The organism is Ruegeria sp. AN11, from assembly GCF_056536005.1.
On the sequence record NZ_JBQFJD010000001.1, the window covers coordinates 1694549 to 1711463 of the forward strand.

General features: G+C 59.1%; 16 protein-coding genes. 12 read left to right on the forward strand and 4 right to left on the reverse strand.

The window, feature by feature from the left end:
- The first annotated feature begins 124 nt into the window (after positions 1–124).
- The 7 genes from ACR3EQ_RS08430 to selD are packed head-to-tail and all read left to right on the forward strand — an operon-like array spanning position 125 to position 8220.
- Positions 125–2995, forward strand: coding sequence for a monovalent cation/H+ antiporter subunit A (locus ACR3EQ_RS08430; protein WP_170609580.1), 2871 nt, complete (start codon positions 125–127; stop codon positions 2993–2995).
- Positions 2995–3354: a Na+/H+ antiporter subunit C gene (locus tag ACR3EQ_RS08435; protein WP_170609578.1), complete on the forward strand. Its 360-nt coding sequence runs from the start codon at positions 2995–2997 to the stop codon at positions 3352–3354. The genes ACR3EQ_RS08430 and ACR3EQ_RS08435 overlap by 1 nt, the downstream gene beginning before the upstream one ends.
- Positions 3351–4904, forward strand: a complete 1554-nt coding sequence (locus ACR3EQ_RS08440) for a monovalent cation/H+ antiporter subunit D (RefSeq protein WP_170619489.1) — start codon at positions 3351–3353, stop codon at positions 4902–4904. The genes ACR3EQ_RS08435 and ACR3EQ_RS08440 overlap by 4 nt, the downstream gene beginning before the upstream one ends.
- A complete protein-coding gene (locus tag ACR3EQ_RS08445) occupies positions 4904–5401 on the forward strand; it encodes a Na+/H+ antiporter subunit E (RefSeq protein ID WP_170610870.1) in 498 nt (165 codons plus the stop codon). Before ACR3EQ_RS08440 ends, ACR3EQ_RS08445 begins: the two co-directional genes overlap by 1 nt.
- Positions 5398–5667, forward strand: coding sequence for a K+/H+ antiporter subunit F (locus ACR3EQ_RS08450; RefSeq protein ID WP_170609575.1), 270 nt, complete (start codon positions 5398–5400; stop codon positions 5665–5667). Before ACR3EQ_RS08445 ends, ACR3EQ_RS08450 begins: the two co-directional genes overlap by 4 nt.
- Before the next feature lie 7 nt (positions 5668–5674).
- Positions 5675–6061: a Na+/H+ antiporter subunit G gene (locus ACR3EQ_RS08455; RefSeq protein WP_170609573.1), complete on the forward strand. Its 387-nt coding sequence runs from the start codon at positions 5675–5677 to the stop codon at positions 6059–6061.
- 5 nt (positions 6062–6066) lie between these two features.
- Positions 6067–8220: a selenide, water dikinase SelD gene (selD, locus tag ACR3EQ_RS08460; RefSeq protein WP_480490337.1), complete on the forward strand. Its 2154-nt coding sequence runs from the start codon at positions 6067–6069 to the stop codon at positions 8218–8220.
- Here selD and mnmH read toward each other — a convergent pair.
- Positions 8217–9269, reverse strand: coding sequence for a tRNA 2-selenouridine(34) synthase MnmH (gene mnmH, locus ACR3EQ_RS08465; RefSeq protein ID WP_480490339.1), 1053 nt, complete (start codon positions 9267–9269; stop codon positions 8217–8219). The genes selD and mnmH overlap by 4 nt on opposite strands.
- Before the next feature lie 41 nt (positions 9270–9310).
- The gene (locus ACR3EQ_RS08470; RefSeq protein ID WP_480490341.1) at positions 9311–9976 is read right to left on the reverse strand and encodes an SOS response-associated peptidase; all 666 of its coding nucleotides are present in this window, start codon (positions 9974–9976) and stop codon (positions 9311–9313) included.
- A gap of 54 nt (positions 9977–10030) precedes the next feature.
- On the opposite strand from ACR3EQ_RS08470, the gene ACR3EQ_RS08475 reads away from it, so the two are divergent.
- Positions 10031–11683: a tetratricopeptide repeat-containing sulfotransferase family protein gene (locus tag ACR3EQ_RS08475; protein WP_170609567.1), complete on the forward strand. Its 1653-nt coding sequence runs from the start codon at positions 10031–10033 to the stop codon at positions 11681–11683.
- Positions 11684–11749: 66 nt separating this feature from the next.
- Here the strand turns inward: ACR3EQ_RS08475 and ACR3EQ_RS08480 are convergent, their stop codons facing one another.
- Entirely contained in the window at positions 11750–13327 is a 1578-nt protein-coding gene (locus ACR3EQ_RS08480; protein ID WP_170609566.1) for a bifunctional metallophosphatase/5'-nucleotidase, read from the reverse strand.
- 109 nt (positions 13328–13436) lie between these two features.
- On the opposite strand from ACR3EQ_RS08480, the gene ACR3EQ_RS08485 reads away from it, so the two are divergent.
- Genes ACR3EQ_RS08485 through arsC form a run of 4 tightly spaced genes read left to right on the forward strand, consistent with a single transcriptional unit; the run spans position 13437 to position 15596 of the window.
- Positions 13437–13775 carry a DUF952 domain-containing protein gene (locus tag ACR3EQ_RS08485; protein WP_480490343.1) on the forward strand — a complete coding sequence of 113 codons (339 nt, stop codon included), beginning with the start codon at positions 13437–13439 and terminating at the stop codon, positions 13773–13775.
- Positions 13772–14203, forward strand: coding sequence for a DUF1330 domain-containing protein (locus tag ACR3EQ_RS08490; protein WP_170609564.1), 432 nt, complete (start codon positions 13772–13774; stop codon positions 14201–14203). The genes ACR3EQ_RS08485 and ACR3EQ_RS08490 overlap by 4 nt, the downstream gene beginning before the upstream one ends.
- Positions 14200–15258, forward strand: a complete 1059-nt coding sequence (locus ACR3EQ_RS08495) for a quinone-dependent dihydroorotate dehydrogenase (protein WP_170609563.1) — start codon at positions 14200–14202, stop codon at positions 15256–15258. The genes ACR3EQ_RS08490 and ACR3EQ_RS08495 overlap by 4 nt, the downstream gene beginning before the upstream one ends.
- The gene (gene arsC, locus ACR3EQ_RS08500) at positions 15255–15596 is read left to right on the forward strand and encodes an arsenate reductase (glutaredoxin) (protein ID WP_170609562.1); all 342 of its coding nucleotides are present in this window, start codon (positions 15255–15257) and stop codon (positions 15594–15596) included. The genes ACR3EQ_RS08495 and arsC overlap by 4 nt, the downstream gene beginning before the upstream one ends.
- Here the strand turns inward: arsC and ACR3EQ_RS08505 are convergent.
- The gene (locus ACR3EQ_RS08505) at positions 15593–16909 is read right to left on the reverse strand and encodes an MATE family efflux transporter (protein WP_170609561.1); all 1317 of its coding nucleotides are present in this window, start codon (positions 16907–16909) and stop codon (positions 15593–15595) included. The two genes, arsC and ACR3EQ_RS08505, sit on opposite strands and share 4 nt — an antisense overlap.
- Positions 16910–16915: the final 6 nt, after the last annotated feature.

Consider the following 16915-nt stretch of genomic DNA (forward strand, 5'->3'; position numbering starts at 1 on the left):
CCAAAGGAAAATCCGCGCGCCCTTCACGCCGAAACGGGCGCATAATCTTGCAATCGCTGGACAGTCAGAGAATTATCCTTACAAAATCAATACCACTTTGACCGCCCAGACCGGAGTATCGCACTTGTCCCTATTCCTTATCGCGGCCCTTCCCTTCCTCGGAGCTGTGTTCCCAGCCCTTCTGATCCGGGCGGGACGAAACGCGGCGGCCTCGGCTGCCGGACTGACCACATTTCTGGCACTGATGGGGCTGCTGATCCACATTCCGTCCGTCATGCGCGGCGAGGTGGTGACGGCCAGGTTCGACTGGATACCGGGGCTGGGACTGAACGCGAATTTCATGCTGGACGGGCTGGGGTTTCTGTTTGCCCTGCTGATCCTGGGGATCGGTTTGCTGATCATCCTCTATGCGCGGTTCTACCTGTCCCGCGAAGACCCGATGGGGCAGTTCTATACCTATCTTCTTCTGTTCCAGGGCGCGATGGTGGGCATCGTTCTGTCCGACAACATTCTGCTTTTGTTGATTTTCTGGGAACTCACGTCGCTCAGTTCCTTCCTGCTGATCGGATACTGGCGGCACCTGCCCGAGGGGCGTCAGGGCGCGCGCATGGCGCTGGCTGTCACCGGATCAGGCGGGCTGGCGATGATCGCCGGGATGCTGATCCTTGGTAATATCGTGGGGTCCTACGACCTGAGCGTTATCCTCCAGAACAAGGAGCTGATCCAGTCGTCGCCCTACTACATGCCCGCGCTGATCCTGATCCTGCTGGGTTGTTTCACCAAGTCAGCGCAGTTCCCGTTCCATTTCTGGCTGCCGCACGCGATGGCCGCACCAACACCGGTTTCGGCCTACCTGCACTCGGCCACGATGGTAAAGGCCGGGCTGTTCCTGATGGCGCGGATGTGGCCGGTTCTGGCCGGGACCGAGGCCTGGTTCTACATCGTGGCAACAACCGGTCTGGTAACGATGTTGATCGGTGCCTGCATTGCGCTGTTCAAGGATGACCTCAAGGCCTTGCTGGCGTTTTCGACCGTGTCGCATCTGGGTCTTGTGACCATGCTGCTGGGCTTTGGCACCAAGATTGCCGCCGTGGCCGCCATCTTCCACATCATCAACCATGCAACTTTCAAGGCCGCCCTGTTCATGACCGCAGGGATCGTCGACCACGAGACCGGAACCCGTGACGTCAAACGGCTGGGCGGGTTGCGGCACCTGATGCCGATCACCTTCACCATCGGGACGATTGCAGCCCTGTCGATGGCTGGCCTGCCACCGCTGAACGGGTTCCTTTCCAAGGAAATGATGCTTGAGGAAACAGTCCATACAACATGGCTGAACTCGCATTATCTGGTGCCCGGTCTGGCCCTGTTGGCGGCGCTTTTCTCAGCGGCCTATTCCTTCCGCTTTGTGGGCCACGTTTTTCTTGGCCCCGAGCGGGACGATTACCCGGCACATCCGCATGATCCGCCCGTAGGGCTGTGGTTGGCCCCCGCATTTCTTGTGGTTCTGGTTGTGCTGATCGGTCTGTATTCCGCCGCCATCGTTGGCCCGCTGGTCGCCGTTGTCTCCAGCGCGGTGATCGGCGGAGAGAAGCTGCCCTACTATTCGCTCAAACTGTGGCATGGCTTTACTCCGGCGCTTTACATGTCCATCGTGGCAACGCTGGGAGGTTTTTTCCTGGTGTCGCTGCACAAGCGCGGAGAACAGGTCTGGAATGCGCTGCCCCGGCCCGAGGCAAAAGACATCTTCGACGCAGTGATAGGCGCGCTGACAAAACTCAGCCAGTGGGTCACGGACGAACTGCACAATGGCGTCATCTCGCGCTATGCCATCATCATGATCGCCTTTACCGTGGGGATGGGTTTTTACGCCTATTCGACCGGCACAATCGGGCTTGAGACCCGGGTGCCGCTGCCCGCACCAATCATACCGATTATCGGCTGGATCTGTCTGGTGGGAGCAACGCTCGCGATCATGTGGTTCCACCGCAACCGCCTGTTGTCACTGGTGCTGATCGGTGTTGTGGGTCTGATCGTGTCAATGGCGTTCAACTACCTGTCCGCTCCGGATCTGGCGCTGACGCAGATTTCGGTCGAAGTGGTCACGATGATCCTGCTGTTGCTGTCGCTGAACTTTCTGCCAACCGAAACCCCACGGGACAGCAGCGCCCAGCGCCGCTGGCGGGATGCGGCGATCTCTGTCGTGGCGGGGATCGGCAGCGGCGCCTTGATCTATGCGCTGATGCTGCGCGATTTCGCTTTTCCGACGATATCGGATTTCCATCTGGCGAACTCGTACAAGGGCGGCGGCGGCACCAACGTGGTCAACGTCATTCTCGTCGACTTCCGGGGCTTTGATACTTTTGGCGAGATCATCGTTCTGGGCATTGCCGCGCTGATCATCTTTGCCCTGACCGAGGCGGTTCTGAGCACGAATGTCCGGGCCTATCTTCTGAACCGCAAACCGCACTGGCCGCAATCGGGCGACTCGCACCCGCTTATGATGGTGGTTGCAACCCGCGTGATGATGCCGATTGCCCTGATGGTGGGCGCCTACATCTTTTTCCGCGGCCACAACCAGCCCGGCGGCGGCTTTATCGCGGGTCTGATCGTCGCGATCGCCTACCTGATGCAATACATGGCCAGCGGATACACCTGGGCCATTGAACGGCAGAGGTTCTTTTACCACGGAACAATCGGCTGGGGCGTTCTGATAGCCGCTGCGACCGGACTGGGCGCGTGGTTCAATGAAAGGCCGTTCCTGACCAGCGATTTCGGCTACATTCACTGGCCGCCGCTGGAAGAGTTCGAATGGGCCACTGCCATCCTGTTCGACACCGGCGTATTCCTCGCCGTTCTGGGTGCTGTCATGCTGGCGCTGGACAGCCTGTCACGGTTTGCATGGCAACCGGGCATGGCGCAGGAGTTCCCGATGGATATCAACCCGCTTCGGGATGATCCGCCAGAAGAAGACCAAGAGAAGGAGCAGGCCTGATGGAAGCGCTCGTAGCCTCTGCCGTAGGCGTCATGACCGCAGCCGGGATCTTCCTGATCCTTCGTCGCAGGACTTTCCCCGTCATTCTGGGCCTGTCTTTGCTGACCTATGCAGTCAATGTGTTCCTGTTTGCCACCGGGCGGCTGGCGCTGAATGCGCCGGCGGTTCTGAACAAGTACAAGGACGTGCCCTACACCGATCCGCTGCCGCAGGCACTCGTGCTGACGGCCATCGTGATCTCGTTCGGTATGACGGCGGTGATCGTGATGATCGCCCTGTCCGCCTATCTGTCGTCCATGGATGACCACATCGACATGAGCGCGCAGGACAGCGTGGACGGCGCAGGAGAAGACGCATGAATCACTGGATCGTTGCGCCGATCGTCCTGCCCGCGATCCTGGCCCCCTTCATCATCATGGTACTGCGATTCCATCTGGACCTGCAGCGCATCTTTTCGGTCGCCGGTGTCGTAGGCCTGCTGGGTATCGCCCTGACCATCACCGCAAAAGCGTCGGGCGGCGACATTCAGGTCTATGAACTGGGCAACTGGCCCGCGCCATTCGGGATCGTGCTGGTGCTGGACAAACTGTCGGCCATGATGGTGCTGCTGACGGCATTGCTGGCCCTTCCCATCGTTCTGTATTCCATTGCCTCCGGCTGGGACGACAGGGGAAAGCACTTTCACGCCCTGTTCCACTTCCAGCTTATGGGTGTTTGTGGCGCCTTTCTGACCGGAGACGCGTTCAACCTGTTCGTTTTCTTCGAAGTTCTGCTGATCGCCTCTTACGGCCTGATGACGCACGGAGGTGGTTCTGTACGGCTGAAAGCCGGGGTTCAGTACGTCACCTACAACCTGCTTGGCTCGACCCTGTTCCTGTTTGCACTTGGCACCATCTATTCCGTGACCGGCACTTTGAACATGGCCGATCTGGCGCTGCGCGTGGCCGAAATTCCACCTGAAGATACAGCTTTGCTACGGGTCGGCGCGGTACTGCTGCTGCTGGTCTTCTGCATCAAGGCCGCCGTTCTGCCGCTGCATTTCTGGCTGCCCGCCAGCTATGCCAACGCGCCTTTGCCTGTGGCCGCGCTATTTGCGATCATGACCAAGGTGGGCGCATACTCGATCCTGCGGGTCTATACCCTGGATTTTGGTCCCGACGTCGCAGTGACAGAAGGTCTGGTCGGAGCTTGGCTGCAACCAGCTGCATTGGTCACTCTGGCGGTTGGAGCAATCGGCATTCTGGGAGCACAGCACATCGCGCGCCTGGTCGCATTCTGCGCGATTGCGTCGATGGGCACTTTGCTGATTGCAATTTCGCTGTTCTCGCCCGGCGCAACCGCTGCCGCGCTGTATTACATTTTCCACTCGACACTGGCGACGGCGCTTTTGTTCCTTGTGGCCGACCTTGTGATGCAGCGGCGCGGCGGCGCCATTGAGCCCGGTAATCCGATGCCGCAAAGCGGATTGATTTCGGCGCTGTTCTTCGTGGGCGCAATTGCGCTGGCCGGTATGCCGCCACTGTCCGGTTTTGTCGGTAAACTGCTGGTACTGGACGCCGCGCGGGATGCCCCGGACGCCAACGCAATCTGGGCGGTGATCCTGATCGGGTCTTTTGTGACCATCGTCGGACTGGCCCGGGCCGGGTCGCTGATCTTCTGGAAAAGCCACGACGCACAGCACAACACAGCAGAGTCCGAAAATGAAGATGAAGATGAAGATGAAGACGTCGTTCTGCCTGCGCCCGAACCTCAACCGGCGCTGGCATTCACGGCGGTATTCGGATTGGTCCTTGGCCTGATGCTGTTGACCTTGTTCGCTGGCCCGGCGCTGACCTACGCTGAAGGCACGGCAGGACAATTGTTCTCGCCCGAAAATTACATCTCGGCCGTCATGGGAGGTGAAGAATGATCAAACTGCTACACCGGATATTTCCGCACCCGCATCTGACCATTCTGCTGACGTTTGTGTGGATGTTGCTTGCCAACCAACCCTCGCTGAATTCGCTGGTGTTTGGTCTGATTCTGGGGATCATCATCCCGTTCATCACGCAGCCCTACTGGCCGGACCGTCCCATACTGCGCAACTGGCCGATGATCGTGGAATACATGCTTGTCGTTCTATGGGACATTGTGATGGCCAATATCGCGGTCGCCCGGATCATCCTGTTCAAGCGCGACAGTGATCGGCAACCAAACTGGGTCTGTATTCCGCTTGAACTGCGCACACCCGAGGCGATTACCGTGCTGGCCGGAACGATCACCATGACGCCGGGCACCGTCAGCTGCGATCTGTCTGCGCAGGGGCACAACCTTTTGGTCCATTGCCTTGACGCCCCGAACACTGACGAGGTTCGGGACCAGATCAAGCAACGCTATGAACGTCGCCTCAAGGAGATTTTCGAATGATCACCTATGCCATCTACTTTACTTTTGCCTGTTTTGGCGCGGCGATCATGATGTGTCTGTGGCGGATCGTAACGGCCGACGGTGTCGGCACGCGGGTACTGGCGCTGGATACCATGGTCATCAACACCATCGCGTTGATGATCCTTTACGGTCTCAGGCTGGGAACCGAGATCTTCTTTGAATCCGCCATGATCATCGCCATGCTGGGCTTTGTTTCAACGGTGGCTTACGCACGCTTCATGCTGCGTGGCAACATTATCGAGTGAGGGCGACATGGGTTTCATTTTCGAATTTCTCATCGCTTTCTTCCTGATCGTCTCGGGCATATTTGGTTTCGTGGGATCGTTTGGCATGATCAAGCTGAAGGATCCGATGTCCCGGCTGCACGCGCCGACAAAGGCCACAACTCTGGGCGTTGGGGGCGTTCTGCTGGCGTCGATCTTTCATTCCGTCCTACTGGAGGATCACGCGTCGCTGCACGAGCTGCTGATAACGCTGTTTTTGTTCCTGACCGCGCCGATCACGGCCCTGTTCATTGCCAAATGGCACATTCATCGCCATGAATCGCCCGGCGATCTGCCGGATGCAGGCGAGGATGAGCTTTGGGCCACCCACGCGGTCGAGCAGGTCGAAGACGTCCCGGATCACACAGCGAACTGACCCTGATGCATACACCTTCGTTGCCGCTGACCCGCGATCTGGTTCTGATCGGCGGGGGCCACACGCACGCGCTTGTGCTGCGCAAGTGGGGAATGAACCCCTTGCCCGGCGCGCGACTGACCATCATCAATCCCGGCCCGACCGCGCCTTACTCCGGCATGTTGCCGGGTTATGTGGCCGGGCATTACAGGCGGGACGAGCTGGACATCGATCTGGTAAAGCTGGCGCGATTTGCCGGGGCGCGCATCATTCTGGGCGCGGTAAACGGCCTGGATCCAGCAAGACGGGTTGTTCACGTTTCAGGGCACCTGCCTGTTTCGTTTGATGTCGCATCGGTCAATGTGGGCATAACTTCTGACATGCCCGCCTTGCCCGGATTTGCGGAACATGCGGTGCCGGCGAAGCCTCTGGGCCTATTTGCGGCACGTTGGGCCGACTACCTGAAGACGCCCGGGCCCGCGTCAGTCGCGGTCATTGGCGGCGGTGTTGCCGGGGTCGAACTGGTCATGGCGATGGCGCATGCGTTGCGGGCGCAGGGCCGCGACGCCCGGGTCGCGTTGATCGACAACGCCACGGCTTTGACGGCCACAGGCCCCAAGGCCGGGGAAACCATCCGACAGGCGATGGAAAGCCTGGGGATCGCGATCTTCGAAAACGCTTCCATTCGCCAGATCGGCAAGGATTATGTTGAACTGGAGGATGGCCGCCACATCCCAGCCGCGTTCGTGACCGGAGCCGCTGGTGCGCGACCCTATGACTGGATCGCTGAAACAGGGTTAGAGATGCAGGGTGGCTACATCCGTGTCGACGCGCATCTGCAGTCCAGCCACCCCTTGATCTTTGCCGCCGGCGATTGCGCGCACCTGTCCGACAACCCGCGCCCCAAGGCCGGCGTCTATGCGGTCCGTGAAGCGCCGGTTTTGTTTGACAATCTGCGCGCGGCATTGGGAGCGGGACGGATGCGGCGGTACGTGCCGCAGAAAGATTATCTGAAACTGATTTCGCTGGGCAGGAAGTCCGCCCTTGCGGAAAAGTTGGGAACGTCATTCAGCGGTCCGTTGATGTGGAAATGGAAAAACCACATCGACCAGAAATTCATGAACAGATTTCGTGACCTGCCGCAGATGGCAATACCGAAACTGCCCGGGCATCATGCGGACGGTTTGCGCGAAGCATTGGGTGACAAACCGATGTGCGGCGGTTGCGGTGCCAAAGTTGGGCGTGGTGCCTTGCAGCAAGCCTTGCAGACGTTGCCTGCGCCCGAACGCTCGGATGTCACCCCCCTGCCCGGCGATGATGCGGCCCTGCTGACAACGGGTGGGGCGCGTCAGGTCATCACGTCGGATCACTTGCGCAGCTTCGCCGCAGACCCCGTGTTGATGACGCGCATCGCGGCCGTGCACGCGCTTGGTGATATCTGGGCGATGGGTGCGGCGCCGCAGGCGGCGACTGCAACTGTGATCCTGCCCCGCATGTCCGCCACGTTGCAGCACCGCACGATGACGGAAATCATGACAACCGCCAGCGACGTTCTGCGGCAGGCTGGTGCCGAGATTGTTGGCGGCCACAGCTCTATGGGCGATGAGATGACCATCGGTTTCACCATCATCGGTCTTTGCGCCCAGGAACCTATTACTCTGGCCGGTGGTCTGCCGGGGGATGCACTGATCCTGACCAAACCCATTGGCAGCGGTGTTTTGATGGCCGCTGAAATGGCTGGTCAGGCCGATGGCGCGTGGGTCGCGGCCGCATTTCGCCACATGACCCACCCACAGGGCACAGCCGCCGAAATCCTCAGGCGCGCGCATGCGATGACGGATGTCACGGGTTTTGGTCTGGCCGGCCACCTGAAGGGAATGTGCGAGGCTTCGGGTTGCGGTGCAGCACTGGATCTTGAGGCCGTGCCTGTAATGGTCGGCGCTGAAGAGTTGTATTCGAACGGCATCCGGTCGAGCATTTTCGCTGACAACAGGGCAATTGCTCCGGAACTGCCCGCGGAAGGTAAAGCAGGCTTGCTATTCGACCCCCAAACCGCCGGAGGATTGCTGGCTGCGGTCGCCCCGGACCAGGCTCAGGACCTGTGCGCGGTACTTCGTGATGCGGGATATCCGGCAGCTATTGTCGGTCGGTTAACCAAGGCTCTGGGCTTGCGTCTTTAAAGCCGGGCCAGAACCTGTTCGATCCGGGCAGCGACATCGGCAAGACTGTCGGTATCCAGCCGGTCGGCCTGAAGCTCCGCAATGACCTGAGCACCCCTACCTTTCTGCGACTTGGCGTAGGCCGGATCATAGTGCTGATCCATCAGCGCCCGCGTCAGACCACGTTTATCTCCGGCCTCCATCAGGGACAGCCAGTTATCGACGACGTCATGGCCGCGATGAAAGCGCAGCGGTGACAGCCGGTCACGCATCCGCTCGTGATCTGAAAGAATGTCATCATAGGCAGCGACCAGATAATCTGCCCGCGCCGCAAGCGGGGCATCAATTCGGACACGAGGAGCCGCTCGCAGCCCGTTCCAAAGGCTGGGCGGCAGGATCAGACTTCCGATTTTGGAAGACTCGGCCTCGACGACCACTGGCCGACTGGCGTCCATCCGACAAAGCACGGCGGACAATGCGGATTCAAACCCTTTCTGGCTGGGTTGTCCTCCGGGCATTTCACCCAGCAACGAGCCGCGATGATTGGCCAGCGCCTCAAGGTCCAGAACCTGCACGCCTCGCTTTGCGAGATGCGCGAGCAATTCGGTTTTTGCCGTTCCTGTATATCCGTCCAGCGCCACAAAGCGGTGCGGCAGGACGTCATCGTACAGATAGCGGTTCACCAGCTGGCGGTAGGTGCGGTAGCCACCTTCAACTACGTCGGCACGCCACCCGATTTGCTGCAGCATCCAAGTAAACGACCCTGACCGCTGCCCTCCGCGCCAGCAGTAGACCAGAGGCCGCCATCCTCCCTCGTGATGGCTGAGGCTGTTTTCGATATGCGCGGCAGCATTGCGAAACACCAGAGCCGCGCCCAGCTTGCGGGCCAGAAACGGGCTTTCCTGAACGTAGATCGTGCCGACTTTCGCCCGTTCTTCATTGTCCAGAACCGGCAGATTGATGGCACCCGGCAAATGATCCTCGGCGTATTCCGCAGGGCTTCGCACATCGATCACGGTATCGAAGTCGTGTGTGTAGAGGTCAGGCAGGGTGGTGAATTTCAGAACCATATCTGCGGTCTATCTTGGGCTTGGCTGAAAGAAAAGCCAGCTCACTCCTCGACTGGTTCGATCAGTTCTGCGCCGCTGGCCCGGTTCGAGTTCACCGCAGGATCAACCCGATGATAGGTCAACACATCTTCCGCACCGGGACGCATCAGCCGGGCCGCCCCTTTACCCGCTTCACCCAGCCAAAGCGCCCAGTCGTCGGGTTCAAGGATCAATGGCATCCGATGATGGATTTTGCCCAGATTTCCGTTGGCCGCAGTGGTGACGATGGCGCAGGTGCTTTGGCGTTCACCGTCAGGACCCCAGTCCTGCCAGACACCGCCGAAGGCAATCGGTTCGTTGTTGCGGCGCGAGATATACCAGGGCAACCTCTGTCCTTGGTCGGATTTGGTCCATTCATAAAAACCTGTCGCCAAAATCAGGCAACGCCGCTCGCGGCAGGCCGCGCGGAACGCGGGTTTCTGGGCCAGTGTTTCAGCGCGGGCATTGATCAGCAAAGGGCCATCATTTTGCGCCTTGTACCAATGCGGCAGAAACCCCCAACGCATCGGATCAAGCTGGCGGCCTCCTTCACCGGTCCGCACGACATGCACCTGATTGGTCGGGCACACATTGAAATTGGGAACGCCCGGAAGGCTGTTCGCCGGGCGCGCAGAAAACAGCTGCGCCATTGCGTCGTTGGGAAGAGTTATTGCAAACCGTCCGCACATAGGTAATGAACCACTGACATTTTTTTCTCCAGGCTCAGGTTCACACGAGGTCACATGGCAAATCAAACAGCTAAATCCCTAAAGGGCAAAGCGCTTGGTGATCTCGAGGCAGGTAAGTTGCCGCAGGCACTTAAAAAAGCGCAGTTGGGGATCAAGAAGTTTCCAAAGGATACGGACTTTCAAGCCATTGCGGGTTTTGTTTTCACCGAATTGAAACAGTACAAGAAGTCCATTCCCCATTTCGTCGAAGCCGCGCGTCGCAAACCCGATGACCCTCAGTTTGCTGAAAACCTTGCAAACGCTCTGATGCAGACGGGCCAGATCCCGCGCGCGCTGGCTTATGCCGAGAAAATGCTGGAGCAGTTTCCCAATAACGCAGAGCTTGTTCGCGTTGTGGATGAGATCCAACTCAAAGGATCCAACTGGCGCGAGATTGTTGAGCATGCGACCGAAAAACTCAAAAAATCTCCGGACGATGTCACGCTGTTGACGACCCGAGCCCGCGCTTACGACAGAATTGGGTTCAGCGACAATTGCAGGCAGGACGCCTATCGCGCTTATGAACTGGCGCCAGACGACAACGCAGTCGCATTCCAAAAAGCATCGATTCTTCATCAGGAAGGCAAGAAAAAGGATGCCGCCGAGATTCTCGACCGGATCATCACCAATGATCCCGCTCATGTGGCGTCACTATTGCAGTTGTCCAACATGGCCGACGAGGACCGCGCGCGCGACCTGGAACCGCTTGTAGCTGCTGCCATCGACAACAGCGATCATCCTATCTCGCAGCTTGAGTTCGCCAAGGCGCAAATCACATCCGTTCTGCATGGGCTGACTGCCGCAATGCCCGGGTTTGCGCGGGCCAACGAATTGCAACACGAGTTGAATCCGTACAAATTCGGCGACGAAAGCCAGAAACTTCGACGCATTGTGCAGTTGTTCCCCGAAATTGACACTCCGATCTCCTCCGAGGTGGTCGATGGGCCGACCCCGATTTTTGTCATCGGCCAACCTCGCTCCGGGACGACGCTCATGGAAATGATGCTGAGTTCGATTCCGGATGTCGCAGGGTGTGGGGAACTGACTGTAGGGCCGGACTTGTCCTACGACTTTATCCATGAAGGCAAAGCCTATGACGCGAAAGACGCGGAGGAGTTTGCCCGAGATTTCCGCCGCCTGATGCCACCGGTCCCGGAGACATCAATCGCGTTTGTCGACAAGTTGCCTCATAACTACCAGCAGGTAGGCTTCTTACTTTCCGCATTCCCGAATGCGAAAGTTATCAACATGATGCGCGATCCGCGCGATGTCGGTTTGTCGAAATGGATCAGGCGCTTCCCGGCACCGGGTATGAGATATGCGTCCAATCTGGAAGCAATCGGGCATTCCGCGAATATGTACCGCAAGTACATCGCCCATTGGGAAACCATTTTCGGCGACCGGATTCTGACCGTGCCGTATGAAAAGCTCGTCGCTGACCCCGAAACCTATAGCCGGCAGGTTGCGGACTTCCTTGGCCTCGAATGGCACGAGACGATGATGCACCCGGAAAAGAACAAAAAGCAGGTGCGCACAGCCAGCATCGATCAGGTTCGAAAGAAGATTTCGACCAAATCAATCGGCGGCTGGAATCAGGTCGCAGACCACATCCAGCCGATGCTGAACGGCTTCGATCCCGAGCTTTGGCCGGAATACGACCTTAGCTGACACAAAACACACCGAACAGAAAAGGCCGCATCAGGGATGCGGCCTTTGTCATTGGTGCCGGGATGCTTACTTCTGCTTGATGCGTCCGTCCAGATAAGGCTTATAAGGCGCGTTCGCGGCCAGATATTCAGCGGTGACATCCGCCAGATCCGGCCCGAAGTCATATGCTTTCTTGTCGTCGCCTTCGAACATGGAATAGCCGTCACCGCCGTTACGGACATAGTTGTTGGTCACGACCAGATATGTCGCCGCCGGGTCAATCGGCACGAATCCATCGCCCTCGGCCACCATCACCTCGGTTACGCGTCCCTCGTTCGGGGCAACCGACGGATCCCATGTGAAGGCCAGACCGGCCACTTGTGGGAAGCGGCCTTTGACTTCTTCAACCTGGCTCACGCCGTTTTCCAGGGCGTCGATGACCCCCTGACCGCTGATCTGGAAGGTCGACAATGTGTTCTGGAACGGCAGCACCGTCAGAACCTCGCCCATGGTCACTTCGCCAGGATCGATCGAGGCCCGCAAACCACCGGAATTGGCGATGGCGATCTGAACGCCCTGATCCGCCACACGGGCCAGCATTGCATCGGCAACCAGATTGCCCATCTGGCATTCCTGCACGCGGCAGATCGCGCGGTCGCCTTCAATCGCATCGGCAGCATTGGCCACAACCTTGTTGCGGATTTCATCCAGAGGAACCGCCAATTCGGCGATCCGGTCCAGCGCGGACTGATCCTCGGTCACGGTGTTGTCCATGATCAGCGGTTCACCAACGGCCTCGATCACATTTCCGTCGTCGTCGAATGTCACATTCAACTCGCCCAGGAATTTACCATAGGCGTAGGCCTGAACAATCTGAACGTCATTCACGACGGTCGGGTAAGGCCCGACGGCCCTGTCGGACACGTTCGACAGGTACGTGTTGGAATGCCCCCCTACGATCACGTCAACGCCGGTGGTTTCCTGCGCCACGCGCTGGTCCACACCATAGCCCGAGTGACTTAGAACAACGATCTTGTTGACGCCTTCGCCGGTCAGCTTGTCCACTTCTCCCTGCACGGCCGGAACCGGGTCGGAAAATGTAACGTTTGGCCCGGGTGAGGCCAGTTCGTCCGTATCCTGAGGCGTCAGGCCGATCAGGCCGATCTTTTCACCGCCAACCTCGATAACCGTCGACTTCGCGATCTTGTCGGTCAGCAGTTCTTCGTCAGCAATGTTCGCGTTGGACATCAGAACCGGAAAATCGACGGAGTCGACGAAACCGCGCAGCACTTCAGGGCCGTCGTCAAATTCGTGGTTGCCCACGGTCATCGCGTCATAACCCAGCCGGTTCATGAACTCGGCCGCGACTTTGCCCTTGTAGTAGGTATAAAACAACGAACCCTGAAACTGATCTCCGCCATCCACCAGAATCGAATTCTCAGCGCGGCCGCGGGCTTCTTCCACTGCGGTCACAAGGCGCGCAGAACCGCCGAAACACTTGCCTTCGGCATTGTCTTCGGCGTCGCAGCCGCTGTCATATTTGTTGATCGGCTCAAACCGGGAATGGAAGTCATTGGTGTGCAGAATGGTCAGTTTGTAGTCGGCGGCCGCAACACCTGCGGTCAGGCCCACAATGGCAGTAGATGCCAGAAAACGGATCAACATTAATGAAACTCCCTGTCGTTGATTGCAGGGATCGTGCGCCGACTGAAACAAAGAGTCAAAGGGGGAAATCCGCCTTGATTCCCCACGCCGTGCAAGGCATCACCACCTCATGCTGATTTACAAGATTTTCAGGTCCGATGAATGGACCACGCTGCAGGATCAGGGCGCGTCAGACGGCGCGCCGATTGACGTTACCGACGGATTTGTCCATTTCTCGACGGCCCAACAGGCCGCCGAAACCGCCGCCAAGCATTTTGCCGGAGTTGATGGCCTTGTCCTCTTGGCCTGCGACGCCGACGCCATGGGCGATGATCTGAGATGGGAAGTTTCGCGCGGGGGTGCCTTGTTTCCCCACCTTTACCGGCAGATCCGGATGACCGATGTGATCTGGACCCGCGCCCTGCCCTTTGACGGAACGCTACACCAGTTCCCCAAGGAGATGGTATGACCGGCTTCATCGATCCTGATCGTGAGCAGTTCGAAGCGTTCAAGGCACTGGATCGCGATCAGCCGATCGAGATGCTCAACCTGGTCAGGTTTCGCGCGCAGGCTGAATACCCTTCCGGACACGCGCTGGCATATGCCGGCCTGACCGGCGCTGAGGCCTACCAGAACTACGGATCGGAAACCGCGCCCATTGTTGCCCGCATCGGAGCGTCCATTTTGTGGCGCGGTGGATTTGAAACCACTTTGATAGGCCCCGCCGACGAAATCTGGGATGCTGTGTTCATCGCCCGATATCCCAGCGCGCACGCCTTCCTTGAGATGGTAACCGACCCCGTTTATCGCACCGCCGTGGTGCATCGTCAGGCGGCTGTTTCGACCTCGCGGCTGATCCGTTGTTCGCCAGCACAGGTCGGAGGGACCTTCGGATGAAACTGATCGAAAAGCTTGGGCTGTCAGCCCTGCACCGGCTGGACCCCGAAACTGCCCATAGGATGTCGATCCGGGCTTTGAAAGCCGGATTGGTCCCGGCTGCCGGCCCTGTCACCTCACAACGCCTGCGCACGCAAGTCGCCGGTCTGACGCTGGCCAATCCGGTCGGCCTGGCCGCTGGATTCGACAAGAATGGCGAGGTTCTGGGCCCTTTATCGCGGGCCGGGTTCGGATTTATTGAAGTCGGTGCGGTGACACCGCGTCCACAACCGGGCAACCCGAAACCGCGCCTGTTTCGCCTGACCGAAGACAAGGCGGCCATCAACCGTTTCGGCTTCAACAACGAAGGAATGGACGTCATGGCTCGCCGTCTCGCGAGCCGTCCCCGCGATGCGGTCATCGGATTGAACCTTGGCGCCAACAAGGACAGCGACGACCGCCCCGGTGATTTTGCCAAAGTACTGGCCCATTGTGCCGCCCATCTGGATTTTGCCACGGTCAACGTGTCGTCCCCCAACACCGAGAAACTGCGAGACTTGCAGGGTAAGGCCGCGCTTGGCGCGTTGCTGGCGGGTGTTGTCAAAACGCGAGACGCGCTGCCGGCACCGATTCCCGTATTCCTGAAAATTGCTCCGGACCTGACGGCACCAGAGATACAAGATATCGCCGATATCGCGCTGGAAACCGGAATTGACGCGGTCATTGCCACGAATACCACCCTGTCTCGCGACGGGCTGAGAAGCGCACACAAGGATGAGGCTGGTGGCCTGTCTGGCGCGCCTTTGTTCGAAAAATCGACCCGCGTTCTTGCGCAGCTCAGCCAACTGACCGAAGGACGCATTCCCTTGATCGGCGTGGGTGGCATCAGCAGCGCGGAACAGGCCTATGCAAAGATTTGCGCCGGTGCCTCGGCCGTCCAGTTCTATACGGCCATGGTTTACGGCGGCATGTCGCTGGCATCGGAAATCGCCCGGGGTCTGGACGAACTTCTGGCCCGGGACGGGTTTGAAAATGTCGCACAGGCGGTTGGCAGCAAACGAGAGGATTGGCTGTGATGGAATACTGGCACAACCCGCGGTGTTCGAAATCGCGTTCGGGGCTTGCACTGCTTGAAGAAAACGGCGCAGAACCCCGTGTCCGAAAGTATCTGGAGGACGCACCGTCAGAAGACGAATTGCGGGCCGTGCAGGCGAAACTGGGCATTGCTGCAATCGACATGATGCGCACAGGTGAAAAGCGCTTCAGGGAACTGGGGCTGAACAAAGCGACGCCGGACGATACCTTGATCCGTGCCATGGCCGAAAACCCGATCCTGATCGAACGCCCCATTGCCATTCGCGGTGACAAGGCCGCAATCGGGCGTCCGCCCGAAAACCTGCTGACCCTGCTTTAAGCGACTTGCGCCTCTAGCTTCGGATAGCGCCATCCCAGCGTGACGCCACGCGCGATGTTCAGAACCATCAACGCGGCCCACAGCCCGTGATTGCCAAATGCAGGCACCAGAATGAACAGGGACAGGACGTAGATCCCTACCGAGTGGATCATCGCCTGGCGCATGTCCCGGGTCCAGGTCGCGCCGATGTAGATACCGTCGAACATCCAGCTGGCCACGCCGATCACCGGGGCAATCGCAGCCCAGATCAAAAACTCGCGCGCGGCCTCACGTACCTCGGGCGAGGTGGACATCACATCAATCAGCGCGGGTCCTGCCAGATAGAAAACCAGACCCAGCGCGAAAGCGCCGCCTACGCCCCATTGTGACGCCATCACGGACGCACGCCGAACCTGAAAGCGGTCCTTTGCCCCGATCGCCCCGCCAACCAGCGCCTCGGCCGAAAAGGCGAAACCGTCCAGCGCAAAGGCTGTGATTTCCAGAAACTGCAGCAGAACCTGATTGGCAGCCAGATTGACGTCGCCTAGGTCCGACCCGACAAAAAGAAAAGTGGTGAACGATCCGGTCAAAAGGACGGACCGCACCATGATGTCGCCGTTCACCTGCATCATCCGCCGCAGCCGTGCGCCGTCGAAAATGCGCGGCCAGTCTCTCCACTGATTGCCGGCAAATGCCTGACGGCAGAGCCATAGCCCCAGTGCCAACCCGGTCCATTCGGCGATCAGTGTCGCCAGCGCGACGCCCTCGACGCCCCAGCCCAGCCCAAGCACGAACCACAGATCCAGCAGGATATTCAGGCCATTCATCCAGATCTGCAGCACAAACACGCCCCGCGTCCGCTCGATCGCGATCAACCAGCCTGTAACGGCATAAAGCGCAATTGTCGCCGGCGCCCCCCAGATCCGGATTTCCAGGTATTGCCGGGTCAGGGCTTCGACTTCGGGGCTTGCGGGGGACAGGGCAAATGCCCCCCACAGCACCCAGACCTGCGTCAGAATGAAAAACAGCCCCGCAGCGCCGCCCAACAGCAAACCGCGCATCAGAAGCGCGCCGGTTTCCGCCGTGTCTCCGGCCCCGCGCGCCTGTGCAGCCAATCCCGTGGTGCCCATCCGCAAAAAGCCGAATATCCAGTAGATGGCCGACAGGATGACCGCGCCCATTCCGACAGCGCCGATCGGGGCGGCCAGCCCCATCTGCCCGACAACACCAGTATCAACCGCCCCCAGTATCGGGACAGTGGCATTGGACAGAACGATAGGTGCTGCGATCTTCAGCACCCGTCTGTGCGTGATGGGTGCCGAGGCATCCCGCATCCAAGG